The sequence below is a fragment of the Streptomyces sp. NPDC053673 genome (assembly GCF_055585225.1).
In genome coordinates this window covers 76,172-91,681 of record NZ_JBVJKN010000029.1, presented here as the reverse complement: position 1 = coordinate 91,681, position 15,510 = coordinate 76,172, and the positions used below count along the sequence as shown (strand labels likewise).

The window sequence follows — 15,510 nt, the reverse complement described above, 5'->3', positions numbered from 1 at the left end:
CTCATCCGACAGCGTCAACTCGGCCTTCGGCCGCCCAGTACGTGCCACAAGCCAAGCCTACACATCTAAACAGAACTCCTGACTCAGAAGACTAGGGCGTGTTGCGAAAGTCCCGCCTGGCCCACGACGCCTGGCACGCCCGCTCGCTGCGTTGTCGGACTCATCCAAGTACGTCCAGCCGGTGCCGACAGCTCAGCGCCACGACAACGGCCCCCGGGATCTTCCCGGGGGCCGTTCCCGTACCCCCGCCCGGGCCGGGCGGCCGGAGAGCGTCACGCGGCAGGGGTGACCGCCGGGCCGGTGAACCCCGCAGTGCGCAGGGCGTCCGCCACCGCCGCCGCGAGCAGGGCGTGTCCCGTGTCGTTCGGGTGGAGACCGTCCGCCAGGTGCTCCGGTGCCAGTAGAGCGCCGCCCGGGAGGAGCGCGAGCTGCTTGTCGCCCGCCGAGACGAGGTCCCGGGCCGCGTCCTCCATGGCCGTACGCAGCTCGGCGAGCGTGGCGCCCAGGGCGTTGGGCGTCGACTCGGCGTCCGGGCGCAGTACGGGCGAGAGCAGCAGCAGCGGAGTGTCGGGGTGGCCCTGGCGTACGAGAGTGACGAACGCGCGCGTCGTCTCGTAGAGCAGGGAAGCCGAGTACGGGATCCGGGACCAGCAGTTGGTCCCGAAGGCGATGGTCAGCAGATCGCCGGGGAGGGCCGCGAGCTGCTGTGCGGTGGGGAGTTCACCGCGTGCCGCACCCGCGTAGCCGAGGTTGACGGGGTCCAGGCCGAGGGCCCGGCCGACGGTGGCCGGCCAGGAGTGGGCCGGGCGGGTCGACCACCAGCCCTCCGTGATGGAGTCGCCGTGGACGAGCCAGCGAGGCCGTAGCGGCGCGGGGGCCACCGTCCCGCCCACCCCGCGCAGACCCAGGAACACGGGCGACTGGGACTCGGGCGGATGGATCGTGAACGGGCCCGTGCCGGCCGGGAGCCGGATCGTGGTCGTCGCCTCCTCGGCGGGCTCGGTGAACGACTCGTGGACACACCGGTCGTCCTGCCACAGGGCGAAGCAGTGCGCGAGATCGCGCAGGGCATCCGTCGGGCCCGGCACCGCGGCGCGGTAGCGCACCTGGACCGCCCGCGCCCCGTCCGGCGCGGTGAACTCCAGCCGTACGCCGATGGGCAGCGCCGCCCGCTCGCAGGTGTCCCACGGCAGCCGGGCCGTGTCGGCCGGATCGGCACGCACCGCGCGCTCACCGTCGCGCCAGGCCACCCCGCGCAGAAAGGGTCCGGGTTCGAGCCAGGGCATGTCCGGCGTCACGTCGGGCCTCCGATCGTCGGGTACGGGAACTTCACGGCCACCCCGCCGTCGACCACCAGTGTCTGGCCGGTGACGTACGCGGACATGTCCGATGCGAGAAAGTGCAGCGCGCAGGCGATGTCGGAGGTCCGGGCGACCCGGCCGAGCGGGGCGTTCGCGGCATTGCGCCGACGGCCTTCCTCGCCGAGCAGCCCGGCCACCCGCGGGGTCCAGACGACCCCCGGCGCGACGGCGTTGACCCGCACCCCGTGCGGGCCGAGCTCCACTGCGGCCGACCGCACCAGCGACACCAGGCCCGCCTTGGCCGCGCCGTACGCGGCGTGCAGCGGCGCACCCGTCAGTCCCGACACCGCTGCCGCGCGCTGCCCGTGGGGATGCGGTCCGTCCCACGGCCGCGGGACGTCGATCTCGTACAGCACGTCCAGATCCATGCCCATCCCTCCCGTTGTCGGCAGTTCCGCGGCACCGTGCAGCAGACCTGACGAAGTGTCAATGGAGGTGTCGTGCCCTCGCCTCTGCCGTTACCGGCGGGAGCATTGCGCCACTGAGGACATGTCGCGTAGCTTGACTGCGCCTACCGGGCGGTAACCGCCGCTGGTCAGTCGTCCCGAACGTTCTGGGGAGTCCATGCGCCGGCGTTTGCGCCGTCCCACGATCCGTGGACGGATCGTGGCCCTCACCGTCCTGCCGATCGTCGCCCTGATGACGCTGTGGAGCTTCGCCATGGTGTCCGTCACGGGAGATCTGCGGGCCCTGATCCGCCTCGAGGGCATCTACGAGGCGTTCGGCACCCCGGTCGACACGGCCGTCGGGCAGATCCAGATCGAACGCCGGCTCGCCGCCGCGTATCTGGGGGCCGGGCAGCGGGCCGACGGTACGGCCGACGCCGCCGCGCTGCTGGAGCAGCAGCGCTCGACCGACCGGGCCGTCGAGGCCATGCGGGACGCGCTCGGCGACCAGGAGCGGCGCGAGGATCTCTCCGCGCGGCAACGACAGTCCCTGGACGCCATGGCCGACGCGGCCGCACGGCTCGAAGGTCTGCGGGACCAGGTCCTCGACCGGACGATCACCTGGAACCGGGCCGTCGACGCGTACACCGCGATCGTGGAGCCGACCTTCGACGTACAGTCCACGCTCACGGCCCTGCAGGCCGGGCAGCTCGCCCGTGAGGCGCAGGTCGTGGTGGAACTGGTGCGGGTACGGGAGTTCGTGTCCCGGGAGGACGCGCTCGTCGCCGGGGCGCGCGCCGCGGGCAGCCTGACCGACAGCCAGTACGACACGCTCACCGCCACGATCGAGGACCGGCGCGTCTTCCACCGCACGTACGTCCCCGACCTCCCGGCCGACTCCCAGAAGCTGTTCACGGACTTCCGGCGCGGCGCCGAGTACCGGGCGCTGGCCTCCGGCGAGGACGCCCTGCTGCGGGCCGGTGCCGCAGGCGCGGGCCGGGCCATGGCCGCCGAATCGTGGCGGACCACGACGGACCGGGCGGTCAAGCGCTACATGCTGCTGTGCACCGAGTCGGCGCGCAACGCGGCGGAGCGCGGACGGGCCTTCGCCTACCGCGAGATGGTCAAGGCCGCCGTCGTGGGTGGCGTCGGTCTCGTCGCCGTCGGGCTGTCCATCTGGCTTTCGGTGAGCGCGGGCCGGCGTATCGCCCGTCGGCTGGAGGAGCTGCGTGACGCGGCCGACGTCCTGGCGACCCGTCAGCTGCCCGAGGTGATGGAGCGGCTGGGTGCGGGCGAGGACGTCGACGCGGCCGCCGCCGCCCCGCCGCTCGACTTCGGCGACGACGACCGCGAACCGGACGAGATCACGCAGGTCGGGCGGGCGTTGAACGCGGCGCGGCGCGCCGCCGTCGAGGCCGCCGTCAAGCAGGCGACGCTGCGGCGGGGCATCTTCGCCGTACTGCTGAACATCGCGAGGCGGAACCAGGCGCTGGTGCACCGGCAGTCGAAGCTGGTCGACACGCTGGAGCGCCGCACCACCGACCCGGACACCCTTGAGGACCTCTTCCGGATCGACCATCTGACGACCCGGATGCGACGCCATGCCGAGGGCCTGATCATCCTCTCCGGTGCCGCACCGGGGCGGCGCTGGCGAAGGCCGGTTCCGCTGGTAGACGTCGTCGCCGCGGCGGTCGGTGAGATCGAGGACTACACGCGGGTCGTCGTGCCGCCGATGCCGGAGGTGGGCGTCGGCGCGGAGGCGGTGGCCGATGTGGTCCACCTCGTCGCCGAGCTCGTCGAGAACGCAACGGCCTTCTCCCCGCCGCACACCCAGGTGACCATGCGCACGGGGGCCGCCCGCAACGGCTTCGTGCTGGAGATCGACGACCGCGGCCTGGGCATGGACTCCGAGGAGCTGGCCCGGGCCCATCGGACGCTCGCCAGGCCGGGCGACTTCGACCCCGTCCAGGACGAGCGCCTGGGCCTGTACATCGTCGGCCGTCTCGCCGGGCGGCACGGCATCACCGTCACTCTCACCCGCTCGCCGTACGGCGGGACCACGGCGGTGGTCCTCCTGCCGAACGCGATCGTCGCCCAGGTCGAGCCCGAGCCCGACTCCCCGCGGGAGAGCGCGCCGCAGGCCGCGCCGGTCCGGGCTGCGGCGGGGATCGCGCCGGTCCGGGCCGCGGCGCCCGCACAGGAGCGGGCCACTTCCCAGGCCGCCGCCTCCGAGTCGTCCAGCTCCGCGCCCCCGACCGGCGGCGCCGTCATCCGTACGCTGCCCAGGCGCGTACGCAAGGCCGGCGACGGCGACGGCGACGGGTCCGGCCCGCAGAGCGGCCGCGGGGAGCGCGCGGAACGTGCGGAGCCGGCTCAGTCGGCTGAGCCGGCGGGCGGCTCCGGGCCGCGGGCGTTGCCCACACGCGTACGCCAGGCCTCGCTCGCCGCCCCCCTGCGCGACGGACCCGCGGACGCGGACGCCGACCAGGCGGCCGCGCCGGAGCGGGAGATCAGCGCGGACGAGATGAGGACGATCTTCGGCGCGTTCCAGCGCGGACTCGACCGGGGCCGGAAGGCCGCGCCGGAGTCCGGCGAGCGCTCCGGTACGAACGACGAAGGGACGGGCCACGATGGCTGAGCGGAACGATCACGGCGGCAGCGACGATCGCGACCACCACCCCGAGGGCACGACCGCCGCGGGCGACCTCGGCTGGCTGCTCGACGATCTGCTCGCCAGGACGGACCACGTCCGGCAGGCCGTGCTGCTGACCGCGGACGGGCTGGTCACCTGCGCCTCCCGCGGCATGCCCGCGCGCGACATCGAGCATCTGTCCGCCGTCTGCGCGGGCTTCCACAGCCTCGCCAAGGAAGCCGGTTCACGATTCGCAGCCGGGAAGGTCCGGCAGACCATGGTCATGCTCGACGGCGCCTATCTCTTCATCACCCCCGCCGGCGACGGCAGCCGGCTGGCGGTGCTCAGCGACATCGAAACCGACGTCGGGCAGCTCGCCCACGAAATGGCGCTCCTGGTCAGGCGCGTCGGCCGGCATATGGCCGTCCCCGCGCGCTCGGTCTCCGAGGCCGCCGACAGATAGCCCGTGAACGACCACTGGTACGAGGACGAAACCGGGTCGATGGTGCGGCCGTACACCGTGACCCGGGGCCGGACCCGTCCCGCCGCGGAGCATCACATCGACCTGATGTCGCAGGTCACGGCGGCGGAATGGGACCGGCCCGAGCCGCGGCTCGACCATGCCCGCAGCTCCTTGCTGGAGCTGGTCCGCCGTGGGACGCGTCCGGTCGCGGAGGTCGCCGCCGACGCCGATCTGCCGCTCACCGTCGTACGCGTCCTGCTCGTCGACCTGGTCGAGGCGGGCCTGGTCCGGATCTCGGAGCCGCCCGCCCGCCGGGGGTCGCACGACCCGTCACTCCTTCGCGAGATCGCCGACCGTCTGCGTGAGATCTGAACACTTTTGCGCGACTGTGCAACGATCCTCCGTCGCCGCCGCAAGCACGCAATGATCTTGCGCGGGTGCGCAAAGCTCATGCATTACGGTCGGGAACGCCTACCTCGTAAGGTCCTCGCTGTACGTGGAGTGGCGGGGACCGTCTGCTCGGCGATTCCCCCCGCTCAGGGCTGCTCAGCCATGCCCACGCACGGGAACCGCCTCGGTCGCCGCCTCCCGATAGGCAGCGATAAGGAGCCTCCCCAGTGTTGGATCACGGCGCAGCGCCACCCGTCACTCCCCAGCAGGACCCCGGCGGCCCGGCTCTCGGGCTCGGCAGCCGCCTCATGCGCCGCAAGCCGGTCGAGCAGCTCGTCGCCGAGGGCGGCCAGGGCGAGGGCGGCAGCCTCCGCCGCTCGCTCTCGATGTGGCAGCTGACGATGATCAGCATCGGTGCCACCCTCGGCACCGGCATCTTCGTGGTGCTCGGCGAGGCCACCCCCCTCGCCGGCCCCGCCGTCGCGATCTCGTTCGTCGTCGCCGGCCTCACCGCCCTGTTCTCGGCGCTGTCGTACGCCGAACTCGCCGGATCCATCCCGGTGTCCGGCTCCTCGTACTCGTACTCCTACGCGACCATGGGCGAGCTCATCGCCTGGGTCTGCGGCTGGTGCCTGGTCCTGGAGTACGGCGTCTCGGTCGCAGCCGTCGCCGTCGGCTGGGGCGAGTACCTGAACGAGCTGCTCGACGGCACGATCGGCGTGACCATCCCCGGCGCGGTGTCCGCACCGCTCGGCGAGGGCGGTTTCATCAACCTCCCCGCACTCGTCGTCGTGCTGCTCGCCATGGTCTTCCTGATGGGCGGCGCCAAGGAGAGCGCCCGCGTCAACACGATCATGGTCATGGTGAAGATCGTGACGCTGGTGCTCTTCATCGGCATCGGCTTCATGGGCATCAAGGCCGGCAACTACGCCCCCCTCGCCCCGCTCGGCGTCACCGGCATCAGCGCCGCCGCGGCCACGCTCTTCTTCTCGTACATCGGCTTCGACGCCGCCTCCACCGCCGGTGAAGAGGCCAAGAACCCGAAGAAGGACCTGCCGCGCGCGATCATGCTGTCGCTGCTGATCGTCACCGTGCTCTACTGCCTCGTCGCGCTGGTCGCCGTGGGCGCGATGCCGTGGCAGGACTTCGAGGGCACCGACGCGGCGCTCGCGCAGATCATGAAGGACGTCACGGGCCAGAGCTTCTGGGGCGTGGTGCTCGCCGCGGGCGCGGTCATCGCCATCGCCAGCGTCGTCTTCGCCGTGCTGTACGGCCAGACCCGCATCCTGTTCGCGATGTCCCGCGACGGACTCGTGCCGAAGGTGTTCGCCAAGGTGAACGAGCGCACCGGCGCACCCCGCGCGAACACCGTGATCGTCTCGCTCTTCTGCGGCGCCCTTGCGGCCTTCATCCCGCTGGGTGAACTGGCCAACGCCACCAGCATCGGCACGCTGTTCGCCTTCGCCCTGGTGAACGTGGCCGTGGTGATCCTGCGCTACAAGCGGCCCGAGATGAACCGCACCTTCAAGGTCATGCTCTTCCCGGTGACCCCGATTCTCGGCTTCGCCTTCTGCGCGTACATGATGTGGAGCCTCCCGGCCATCACCTGGCTGTGGTTCGGTGGCTGGATGGTCGCCGGGCTCGTGTTCTACTTCCTGTACGGCCTTCGCCGCTCCCGACTGGCAACAGCAGAGAAGTGATCCACCCCCTGTGCGACTGAACGATCTCGACGAACGCATCGTCCACGCCCTCGCCGAGGACGCTCGTCGTTCCTACGCCGACATCGGCTCGCTCGTCGGTCTGTCCGCGCCCGCCGTGAAGCGGCGCGTGGACAGACTCCGGGCGGAGGGAGCCATCACCGGCTTCACGGTCCGGGTCGACCCGGCCGCACTGGGCTGGGAGACCGAAGGCTTCATCGAGATCTACGCACGCAGCAACACCTCGCCCGAGACCATCAAACGCGGCCTCGAGCGCTACCCGGAAGTCGTGTCCGCCTCCACCGTCACCGGCGAGGCGGACGCGATCGTCCAGGTCTTCGCCTCCGACATGCGCCACTTCGAGCGCGTGCTGGAGCGGATCGCCGGCGAGCCGTACGTCGAGCGCACCAAGTCCGTACTGGTGCTGTCCCCGCTGCTGAGGCGGTTCTCCTCGGGCTCGCCGGCGTAGCGGGCCCCCAGGCCCTGTCCGGCTGATCAGGCCCTGGGCACGGACAGCCCCAGGACCTGCCCGGCGGATCCGTCCGACGGATCCGCCGGGGCTAGAGCGGCGGCTGCCAGGGCAGCACCGTGAAGTCGCCGGTGCCGGACTTCACCTTCTCGAAGGGCGCGGAGCTCACGCACTTCGGCAGATCCCTGATCTGGTCCTGGGGCGTGCCCACGCCCGCCCAGCTGTAACCCAGCCGGTCGCGCCTGCCCTGGTCGTGGACGGTCACTCCGACCCGCTTGCCCACGACGTTGTCCAGGTCCGACGCGGTGACCACGCCGGTGACGACCGCCACCTTGCCGCCGGTCAGCAGACAGTCGACCTTCGCCTCCGCCCAGCCGCTCTTCCCGTCCGGGAAGCGGTGGCTGAAGCGGAAGGTGCCGGTGGCCGCCATCGGGTCACGCTCGTCCTCGGCGGCGAGGTGCGCGTCGAAGGTGAAGGTGATGTCGTGCGGTTCGGACCGGTACAGCTTCGCGGTTCCGGTCAGCGCAGCCGCCTCGCGCGGGCCGCCTCCGTCGCCATCCCCCGAGGCGACGGCGGAGCCTGTGGCACCGGCGGTGATCAGCAGTGCCGCGGCGAGTGCGGCGGCTCTGGTACGGCCATTCATACGGCCATTCATATGGGTCCTTTCGGCAGGTGACCTGGCACCCACCACTGTTCCGGCCGGCGCCCGCCGGAACATCGGCCCCGGGCGTGACCCTCCTCCGCCGTCCGGCGGGGGATGTGTGCGACCCCGGTAGGAGACACACACAATGAATCGCCGCAGAGTGGTGCATTCGCGCAATGGATCGACACGTGGAACGCAACGGTCCCGCCTTGTCCGGGCCGATCGCCGGAACGTACCGTTCTTGACGTCGCCCTGACGTCCCCTTCCACCCTTTCCGAGGTCGCCCATGCCGCCGCTGCGTACCGCCCTGCTCCAGAGCTCCGGGACCCCCGGCGACATCGCGAAGAACCTCGAGATCCTCGACACCCACGCGGCACGTGCCGCAGCCTCGGGCGCGGGGCTCCTCGTCTGCCCCGAGATGTTCCTCACCGGGTACGCGATCGGCTCCGGCATTCACCGCCTCGCCGAGACCGCCGACGGCACCTCCGCACAGACCGTCGCCGAGATCGCCCGCCGCCATGGCGTCGCCGTCCTCTACGGCTACCCCGAGCGCGGCACCGGCGCCGAAGAGGACAGGGTCTACAACGCGGCGCAGCTCATCGGCCCCGACGGCGCCCGCCTCGCGAACTACCGCAAGACCCATCTCTTCGGCTGCTTCGAGCAGGAGTGGTTCACCCCGGGCGACGAGCCCGTCGTCCAGGCCGAGTTCGGCGGTCTCCGGATCGGCATCCTGATCTGCTACGACGTGGAGTTCCCCGAGAACGTACGCGCCCACGCCCTCGCCGGCACGGATCTGCTGGTGGTGCCGACCGCACAGATGCACCCCTTCCAGTTCGTCGCCGAGAAGCTCGTCCCGGTGCGCGCCTTCGAGAGCCAGATGTACGTGGCGTACGTCAACCGGACCGGAGGCGAGGGTGAGTTCGACTTCGTCGGCCTGAGCTGCCTGGCCGGCCCCGACGGCATCGCAAGGGCCCGCGCCGGACACGGCGAGGAGCTGGTGCTCGGCGACGCCGACCCGGACTTCCTGGCCGCCTCGCGCGCCGCCAATCCGTATCTGCGCGACCGCCGCCCCGGCCTGTACGCGTCGCTCGCCCGCTAAGACCTCTCGTCCCGCCACACCAGGAGCAACACCCCATGACGTCCACGGTGCCCACCGCCGTCCCGCACACCGACGCGCAGCCGCCCATCACCATGTTCGGGCCGGACTTCCCGTACGCGTACGACGACTTCCTGGCCCACCCGGCGGGCCTCGGCCAGATACCCGCGACCGAGCACGGCACCGAGGTCGCCGTGATCGGCGGCGGACTGTCGGGCATCATCGCCGCGTACGAGCTGATGAAGATGGGCCTCAAGCCGGTCGTCTACGAGGCCGACCAGATCGGCGGACGGCTGCGCACGGTCGGCTTCGAGGGCACCGGCACCGATGAGCTGACCGCCGAGATGGGCGCCATGCGCTTCCCGCCGTCGTCGACCGCGCTCCAGCACTACATCGACCTGGTGGGCCTGGAGACCAAGGCGTTCCCCAACCCCCTGGCCGAGTCGACCCCTTCGACGGTCGTGGACCTCAAGGGCGAGTCGCACTACGCGGAGACCATCGACGACCTCCCGCAGGTCTACCGCGACGTGATGAACGCGTGGAACGCTTGTCTGGAGGAGGGCGCGGACTTCTCGGACATGAACCGCGCCATGCGTGAGCGCGACGTGCCGCGCATCCGCGAGATCTGGGCCAAGCTCGTCGAGAAGCTCGACAACCAGACCTTCTACGGCTTCCTCTGCGACTCCGAGGCCTTCAAGTCCTTCCGGCACCGCGAGATCTTCGGCCAGGTCGGCTTCGGCACCGGCGGCTGGGACACCGACTTCCCCAACTCCATCCTGGAGATCCTCCGCGTCGTCTACACCGAGGCCGACGACCACCACCGCGGCATCGTCGGCGGCTCCCAGCAGCTGCCGCTGCGGCTGTGGGAGCGCGAGCCCGAGAAGATCGTGCACTGGGCGCAGGGCACGTCGCTGGCGAAGCTGCACGAGGGTGAGCCGCGCCCGGCCGTGACCCGGCTGCACCGCACCGCCGGCAACCGCATCACCGTCACGGACGCGTCCGGTGACATCCGTACGTACCAGGCCGCGATCTTCACCGCGCAGTCCTGGATGCTGCTTTCCAAGATCGCCTGCGACGACTCGCTCTTCCCCATCGACCACTGGACGGCGATGGAGCGGACCCACTACATGGAGTCGTCCAAGCTGTTCGTGCCGGTCGACCGGCCGTTCTGGCTGGACAAGGACGAGCAGACCGGCCGGGACGTCATGTCGATGACGCTCACCGACCGCATGACCCGAGGCACGTACCTCCTGGACGACGGTCCCGACAAGCCGGCCGTCATCTGCCTCTCGTACACGTGGTGCGACGACAGCCTCAAGTGGCTGCCGCTGTCCGCGAACGAGCGCATGGAGGTCATGCTCAAGTCGCTCGGCGAGATCTACCCGAAGGTCGACATCCGCAAGCACATCATCGGCAACCCGGTGACCGTGTCCTGGGAGAACGAGCCGTACTTCATGGGCGCGTTCAAGGCGAACCTGCCGGGGCACTACCGCTACCAGCGGCGCCTGTTCACGCACTTCATGCAGGACCGGCTGCCCGCCGACAAGCGCGGCATCTTCCTCGCGGGCGACGACATCTCCTGGACGGCCGGCTGGGCCGAGGGCGCGGTGCAGACGGCGCTCAACGCGGTGTGGGGCGTGATGCACCACCTCGGCGGTGCCACCGACTCGACCAACCCCGGCCCTGGTGACGTCTTCGACGAGATCGCTCCGGTGGAGCTTCCGGAAGACTGACTGTTTCCTGGCTCGGTTCGCCTCCGGGGCGCTTCAGCGTCTGTCGACAGTCGATCGTGCTCAGTCCCTCGTTCCTCGGGACCTGCGCGCGTTCTCCCTTTCGACAGTCGCGCGCCCCTTCGGCTCACTCGCCCTGGGCAAGGGCACCGGGCCTCATGTACGAACCCCCGCCGCCGACCGCGACCCGGTCGGCCCCGGGTGGTCGCACCAGCCGCCGCCGACCGGTGACCCCGGTCGGCGGCGGCTCCGTTCGCCCGTCAGACTCCCGCGGCCCGCACCCCCTCGTACACGGCCGCCGCGACGTCCTTCAGCTCCTCCGCGTCCCGCGTCGTGCCCTGCAGGTCGATGAGGAACTCGCCGAGGCCGGGTGCCACATGAGCGGCCAGGTCCTCGACGATCTGGTCCACACTGCCGTGGAACGGCTGCCGGTCGTTGTTTTCCAGCGGCTTCTCGCTGTACGCCGCGTTGGCCCGCACGACGACGTCCAGGGGCCGCTCGCGGCCGCGCTCGGCCGCGACGTCCTGAACGCGCCGCCAGTTGTCGGCCAGTTGCTGCGGGCCCGCCGCGACCGGCATCCAGCCGTCCGCGCGGTCGACCATCCGGCGCGTGGCCCGCGGGCTGAAAGCGGGCAGCAGGACGGGGATGGGCCGGGCCGGTTTGGGGCCCACGACGGAGGGCGCCACGGTGGTCAGCTCGCCTTCGTACGCGACCGGGTCCGGCCCCCACACCGCCTGGCACACGTCCAGCAGCTCGTCGAGCACCGCGCCGCGTTTGTCGAACGGGGCGACGGACGCCGCGGCGTACTCGTCGAGGGACCAGCCGGTGCCGAAGCCGGCGACGACCCGCCCGCCGCTCGCCGCGTCGAGCGTGGCGAGCGTACGCGCCAGCTGGAAGGGGATGTGCAGCGGCGCGATCAGCACACTCGTGCCCAGCCTCGCCCGGCTGGTCGCGGCGGCGGCCAGGGTCAGCGACACCGTCGGTTCGGCGACATTGCGGTACTGATCGGGCCAGGGGAGGCCGGGAACGCCGTACAGCCCCTGGGTGGCGGGCTCGGGAAACAGCACCCGCTCGAACGCCCACAGGCTTTCGTAGCCGATCCCCTCGGCCGCCGCGGCCACCGCGGGGATGTCGCGGCCGATGTCGTACTGCCTCATCTGCGGGAGACCGAGTCCGAGCCGGATCGTCATGTGCACTCCTTCGCGTCAGGGCCAGGGGGTGAGCAGGCAGCGCCCGACGAGCCCGACACCCGTGTCCAGCCGTTCGGTGAACTCACCGGCGAGTTCCGGAAGTTTCCGGATCCGCCACAGCAGCCGGGCCGCCGACCAGGCGCCGTCCCGGGCCCGCTCCAGGCTCCATGAGCCGAGCAGATGGGTGAGCGGATCGGCGACCTCCAGCAGATCGGGCCCTGGCATCAGATCCTCGCGGATGCGTTCCTCCAGCATCGTGAGGATGTCGCCCACGTGGTCGAACTCCCCCTCCAGGTCCGGCGGTTCGCAGTCGAGCGTACGGCAGGTGTCCACGACCGCCAGCGCGAGATCGTGCCCGATGTGCGCGTTGATTCCGGCCAGCGCGAACTGCACCGGGCGTACCCCGGGATGGCGGCGGTACTGGAACAGCGGACGCCAGCAGGCGGGCGGGAGGCCTTCCACGGCGACCGTTTCGACGGCCGAGAGATAGCGCTCGGCGAAGAGAACGTCCAGCGTGGCCGCGGCCCGCCGGTCGGGGAACTCACCACGGTCGATCCGCTCGGCGAGCTCCTCCGTGACCGCCAGATACACCCGGTTGAAGACCGCAACCCCGTCGGCCGCCGGCCAGGCGGAGCGGAACGCGCGCATCCGCGCCACCACCGAGTCGACCGAAGGCGGGCAGGAGTCGTTCCGGGCCGCGAACTCTCCGATCTGCGCCATGGGGGCAGCGTCCCAGCCCTAGGCTCGGACACGGGCCGCCCGGCCGGGGGCTTCCCCAGAACGGGGGAACGGCACCGGTCACATCGGCCGCCAGGGGGAGGGGGCACGCGAGGTGTCAGGCGGCGTACGTACCCAGCGCCGGGCGGAACGCGTCGCGCGGCGCCGGGCCGCGCGCCACGGCGTCATGGCCGTCGCGGCATCCGCGGTGGTGGCCGTGGGCACGGTCACCGGACTGGTCTCCGCCGTCGGCGATGCGGACGAGCGGGAGACGGCCCGGCCGGAGGTGAGCAGCTCACCCGTGACGGTTCCGCTGCCCGCGCGGCCCAGCACCACGTGGCCTGCGCGGCCGTCGACGTCCGCGCCGCCCACGCCCGCGGCGCCGCCCGAGGCGTCGGTGAAGCCTTCGTCCCGGCCGTCGGCACGGCCGTCCCCGCGCGGGGAGACGCCCGACGTCGGCGCCCGGCTGTACCGCCATCCGCAGTCGCAGGTCCTCGACTGGATACGGGCCAACCGCGACGACCCACGCCGCCCCCTCATCGAGTCACGGATCGCCGCCCACCCGGCCGCGGTCTGGTTCACCTCCCACAACCCCGGTGAGATCAGGGACGAGGTGCGGTCGGTGACGTCGTCGGCGGCGGCAGCGCGCCGCGTGCCGGTCCTCGTGCCGTACGTGATCCCCGGCCGCGACTGCGGCGGCGCGTCCCAGGGCGGGTCGCCGGACCTGGCCGCGTACGACCGGTGGATGGCGGAGTTCGCGGCCGGGCTCGGCGACGAGCCGGTCATCGTCGTCCTCGAACCCGACTCGATCGCGCTCTCGGACTGCCTTTCCGACGGTGACCGGACCGCGCGTTTCGCCGCGCTGGCCCGGGCCGCCCGCACACTGAAGGCCGCCGGCCCCCAGGCGAAGGTCTACTTCGACGCGGGCCACTCCGGCTGGCACCCGGCCGCGCAGCAGGCGGCTCTGCTGCGCGCGGCGGGCGCCGTGACCGCGTCGGACGGCATCTTCACCAATGTCTCCAACTTCCACAGCACGGCGGACGAGACGCGGTACGCCCGGGAGGTGCTCGCTGCGCTGGGCGGACCAGCGCGCCTGGGTGCCGTCATCGACACCAGCCGCAACGGCAACGGCGCCCCGGCAGCCGGAGAGTGGTGCGACCCGGCGGGCCGGGCGCTCGGCAGGGCGCCGACGACCGAGACCGGCGAGGCCCGGATCGATGCCTTTCTGTGGATCAAGCTGCCCGGGGAGTCGGACGGCTGCAGGGGCGCGGCCGGCACCTTCACACCCGATTACGCCTACGACTTGGCGACCGGCTGACCGCTGCCCCCGGCATCGCCGCCGGAGTCGTACGTGAAGGTGCCCGCGGCCGGCAACGGCCGCGGGCGTCCGGGTCGCTGCGGCCGACGGCGGAACAGCTGGACTCGATCAAGGGCCGAGGCCCCCGGACGGGCTCATTTCGAGCCCCGCTGGGGGTCCTCCCATGCCCGCAGGCCCGGTGCCGGGGCCGATGTGGCCGACCCGGACGCGGCGGGCGTCACCCCACGCGCGCTGCCACGCAGCACCCCCGCCCCCACCACCAGCCCGAACGTCAGCACCGTCACCAGCCCGAACGACACCGTCAGCGAGGTCAGATCCGCGATCCCGCCGATCGCCGACGGCGCGATCAGCCCCGAGGTGTACGTGATCGTCGCGACGCCCGCGATCGACTGGCTCGGGTTCGTGCCGCTGCGCCCCGCAGCTGCGAAGGCCAGCGGTACGACCACGGCGATCCCGAGGCCGATGCAGCCGAACCCCGCCATCGCGGCCACGGGGTGCGGCGCCAGGACCACCAGGACCCCGCCGGCCGTCGCCAGCATCCCTCCGGCCCGGACGGTACGCACCGGCCCGAAGCGGTCCACCACCCGGTCGCCCGCCAGGCGGGCGACCGCCATGGTCAGCGCGAACGCGGTGGTGGACGCGGCCGCGAGCCCCGCCGACGTACCCAGCGCATCCCGCAGGTACACCGCCGACCAGTCCAGGCTCGCCCCTTCAGCGAACACCCCGCAGAAGCCGATCGCGCCGATGATCACCGCGGATCGCGGCGGCAGCGCGAACCGCGGCGGCGGCTCCTCGTCCGGGGTGTGGCGCAGGTCCAGTACGCCGTGGCAGGCCAGCAGGCCGAGGATCGTGAGGACGGCGGACGCGAGGGCGTGGTGGAGCCGGGCGTCGCTGCCGAGATGAGCGGCGAGGGTGCCCCCGGCGGAGCCGATCAGGGCGCCGGCGCTCCACATGCCGTGCAGGCTGGACATGATCGAGCGGTCCAGGCGGTTCTCGACCTCGACACCGAGCGCGTTCATGGCGACGTCGGACATCCCGGCCGTGGCGCCGAAGACAAAGAGCGCCGCGCACAGCGCGTACACGTCGGGGGACAGGGCCGGGAGCATCAGGGCGAGCGTCCACAGGGCGAGCAGTCCGCGCAGCGCCGTGCGCGCGCCGAAGCGGTGGCTGATCGTCCCGGCGAGCGGCATCGCGAGGGACGCGCCGATCGCGGGAAACGCGAGGGCCAGGCCGAGCTGGCCCGCCCCGACCCCGGCATGGTCCTGGATCCAGGGGATCCGGGTGGCGAAACTGCCGGTCACGGCGCCATGCACACAGAAGACGGCTGCCACGGCGTACCGCGCCCTGATCAGCCGTGCCTTGTCGAAGACCGTGTCACTCGACATCCCTGTCATCCTCCCCTGGGCCGTGGCGCGTAA

General features: G+C 71.9%; 14 protein-coding genes. 8 read left to right on the top strand and 6 right to left on the bottom strand.

Annotated features, from left to right (window positions below):
- Nucleotides 1–272: 272 nt before the first annotated feature.
- Both ACZ6ZQ_RS30570 and ACZ6ZQ_RS30565 read right to left on the bottom strand, forming a co-directional pair.
- Complete coding sequence (locus tag ACZ6ZQ_RS30570) at nucleotides 273–1,286, bottom strand: GDSL-type esterase/lipase family protein (protein WP_469771757.1); 1,014 nt, start codon at nucleotides 1,284–1,286, stop codon at nucleotides 273–275.
- A gap of 8 nt (nucleotides 1,287–1,294) precedes the next feature.
- Complete coding sequence (locus tag ACZ6ZQ_RS30565) at nucleotides 1,295–1,729, bottom strand: SDR family oxidoreductase (protein ID WP_469771751.1); 435 nt, start codon at nucleotides 1,727–1,729, stop codon at nucleotides 1,295–1,297.
- Between the two features lie 238 nt (nucleotides 1,730–1,967).
- On the opposite strand from ACZ6ZQ_RS30565, the gene ACZ6ZQ_RS30560 reads away from it, so the two are divergent.
- The 5 genes from ACZ6ZQ_RS30560 (at nucleotide 1,968) to ACZ6ZQ_RS30540 (ending at nucleotide 7,398) form a co-directional block, all read left to right on the top strand.
- Entirely contained in the window at nucleotides 1,968–4,385 is a 2,418-nt protein-coding gene (locus ACZ6ZQ_RS30560; protein WP_469771750.1) for a sensor histidine kinase, read from the top strand.
- Nucleotides 4,378–4,842, top strand: coding sequence for a roadblock/LC7 domain-containing protein (locus ACZ6ZQ_RS30555; protein WP_469771749.1), 465 nt, complete (start codon nucleotides 4,378–4,380; stop codon nucleotides 4,840–4,842). The genes ACZ6ZQ_RS30560 and ACZ6ZQ_RS30555 overlap by 8 nt, the downstream gene beginning before the upstream one ends.
- A 3-nt stretch (nucleotides 4,843–4,845) precedes the next feature.
- On the top strand, nucleotides 4,846–5,214 hold the full coding sequence (locus ACZ6ZQ_RS30550) for a DUF742 domain-containing protein (protein ID WP_469771748.1): 369 nt from the start codon (nucleotides 4,846–4,848) through the stop codon (nucleotides 5,212–5,214).
- A 245-nt stretch (nucleotides 5,215–5,459) separates the two neighbouring features.
- On the top strand, nucleotides 5,460–6,932 hold the full coding sequence (locus ACZ6ZQ_RS30545; RefSeq protein WP_469771747.1) for an amino acid permease: 1,473 nt from the start codon (nucleotides 5,460–5,462) through the stop codon (nucleotides 6,930–6,932).
- A 10-nt stretch (nucleotides 6,933–6,942) separates the two neighbouring features.
- Nucleotides 6,943–7,398 (top strand): Lrp/AsnC family transcriptional regulator, encoded by a 456-nt coding sequence (locus ACZ6ZQ_RS30540; protein ID WP_469771746.1) that lies wholly within the window; start codon nucleotides 6,943–6,945, stop codon nucleotides 7,396–7,398.
- Between the two features lie 91 nt (nucleotides 7,399–7,489).
- Here ACZ6ZQ_RS30540 and ACZ6ZQ_RS30535 read toward each other — a convergent pair whose 3' ends face one another.
- A complete protein-coding gene (locus ACZ6ZQ_RS30535) occupies nucleotides 7,490–8,041 on the bottom strand; it encodes a Repetin (protein WP_469771745.1) in 552 nt (183 codons plus the stop codon).
- Between the two features lie 286 nt (nucleotides 8,042–8,327).
- Here ACZ6ZQ_RS30535 and ACZ6ZQ_RS30530 point away from each other — a divergent pair, with 286 nt between their 5' ends.
- Together ACZ6ZQ_RS30530 and ACZ6ZQ_RS30525 are read left to right on the top strand one after the other, a co-directional pair.
- Nucleotides 8,328–9,140 (top strand): carbon-nitrogen hydrolase family protein, encoded by an 813-nt coding sequence (locus tag ACZ6ZQ_RS30530; protein WP_469771744.1) that lies wholly within the window; start codon nucleotides 8,328–8,330, stop codon nucleotides 9,138–9,140.
- Nucleotides 9,141–9,175: 35 nt separating this feature from the next.
- Nucleotides 9,176–10,870, top strand: a complete 1,695-nt coding sequence (locus tag ACZ6ZQ_RS30525) for a flavin monoamine oxidase family protein (protein ID WP_469771743.1) — start codon at nucleotides 9,176–9,178, stop codon at nucleotides 10,868–10,870.
- A gap of 257 nt (nucleotides 10,871–11,127) precedes the next feature.
- On the opposite strand, the gene ACZ6ZQ_RS30520 is transcribed toward ACZ6ZQ_RS30525, so the two are convergent.
- Together ACZ6ZQ_RS30520 and ACZ6ZQ_RS30515 are read right to left on the bottom strand one after the other, a co-directional pair.
- On the bottom strand, nucleotides 11,128–12,057 hold the full coding sequence (locus tag ACZ6ZQ_RS30520) for an LLM class F420-dependent oxidoreductase (RefSeq protein ID WP_469771742.1): 930 nt from the start codon (nucleotides 12,055–12,057) through the stop codon (nucleotides 11,128–11,130).
- 15 nt (nucleotides 12,058–12,072) lie between these two features.
- Nucleotides 12,073–12,777, bottom strand: a complete 705-nt coding sequence (locus ACZ6ZQ_RS30515; RefSeq protein WP_469771741.1) for a DUF5995 family protein — start codon at nucleotides 12,775–12,777, stop codon at nucleotides 12,073–12,075.
- Nucleotides 12,778–12,961: 184 nt separating this feature from the next.
- Here ACZ6ZQ_RS30515 and ACZ6ZQ_RS30510 point away from each other — a divergent pair, with 184 nt between their 5' ends.
- Nucleotides 12,962–14,092 (top strand): glycoside hydrolase family 6 protein, encoded by a 1,131-nt coding sequence (locus ACZ6ZQ_RS30510; RefSeq protein ID WP_469771756.1) that lies wholly within the window; start codon nucleotides 12,962–12,964, stop codon nucleotides 14,090–14,092.
- A 134-nt stretch (nucleotides 14,093–14,226) separates the two neighbouring features.
- Here the strand turns inward: ACZ6ZQ_RS30510 and ACZ6ZQ_RS30505 are convergent, their stop codons facing one another.
- Complete coding sequence (locus ACZ6ZQ_RS30505; RefSeq protein WP_469771740.1) at nucleotides 14,227–15,486, bottom strand: MFS transporter; 1,260 nt, start codon at nucleotides 15,484–15,486, stop codon at nucleotides 14,227–14,229.
- Nucleotides 15,487–15,510: the final 24 nt, after the last annotated feature.

What these genes read in the sequence shown, in the direction of transcription:
- ACZ6ZQ_RS30570 (WP_469771757.1), bottom strand. Translation starts at nt 1,286, where the DNA reads ATGCCCTGGCTCGAACCCGGACCCTTTCTGCGCGGGGTGGCCTGGCGC.
- ACZ6ZQ_RS30565 (WP_469771751.1), bottom strand. Translation starts at nt 1,729, where the DNA reads ATGGATCTGGACGTGCTGTACGAGATCGACGTCCCGCGGCCGTGGGAC.
- ACZ6ZQ_RS30555 (WP_469771749.1), top strand. Translation starts at nt 4,378, where the DNA reads ATGGCTGAGCGGAACGATCACGGCGGCAGCGACGATCGCGACCACCAC.
- ACZ6ZQ_RS30535 (WP_469771745.1), bottom strand. Translation starts at nt 8,041, where the DNA reads ATGAATGGCCGTACCAGAGCCGCCGCACTCGCCGCGGCACTGCTGATC.
- ACZ6ZQ_RS30530 (WP_469771744.1), top strand. Translation starts at nt 8,328, where the DNA reads ATGCCGCCGCTGCGTACCGCCCTGCTCCAGAGCTCCGGGACCCCCGGC.
- ACZ6ZQ_RS30525 (WP_469771743.1), top strand. Translation starts at nt 9,176, where the DNA reads ATGACGTCCACGGTGCCCACCGCCGTCCCGCACACCGACGCGCAGCCG.
- ACZ6ZQ_RS30520 (WP_469771742.1), bottom strand. Translation starts at nt 12,057, where the DNA reads ATGACGATCCGGCTCGGACTCGGTCTCCCGCAGATGAGGCAGTACGAC.
- ACZ6ZQ_RS30515 (WP_469771741.1), bottom strand. Translation starts at nt 12,777, where the DNA reads ATGGCGCAGATCGGAGAGTTCGCGGCCCGGAACGACTCCTGCCCGCCT.
- ACZ6ZQ_RS30510 (WP_469771756.1), top strand. Translation starts at nt 12,962, where the DNA reads ATGGCCGTCGCGGCATCCGCGGTGGTGGCCGTGGGCACGGTCACCGGA.
- ACZ6ZQ_RS30505 (WP_469771740.1), bottom strand. Translation starts at nt 15,486, where the DNA reads ATGACAGGGATGTCGAGTGACACGGTCTTCGACAAGGCACGGCTGATC.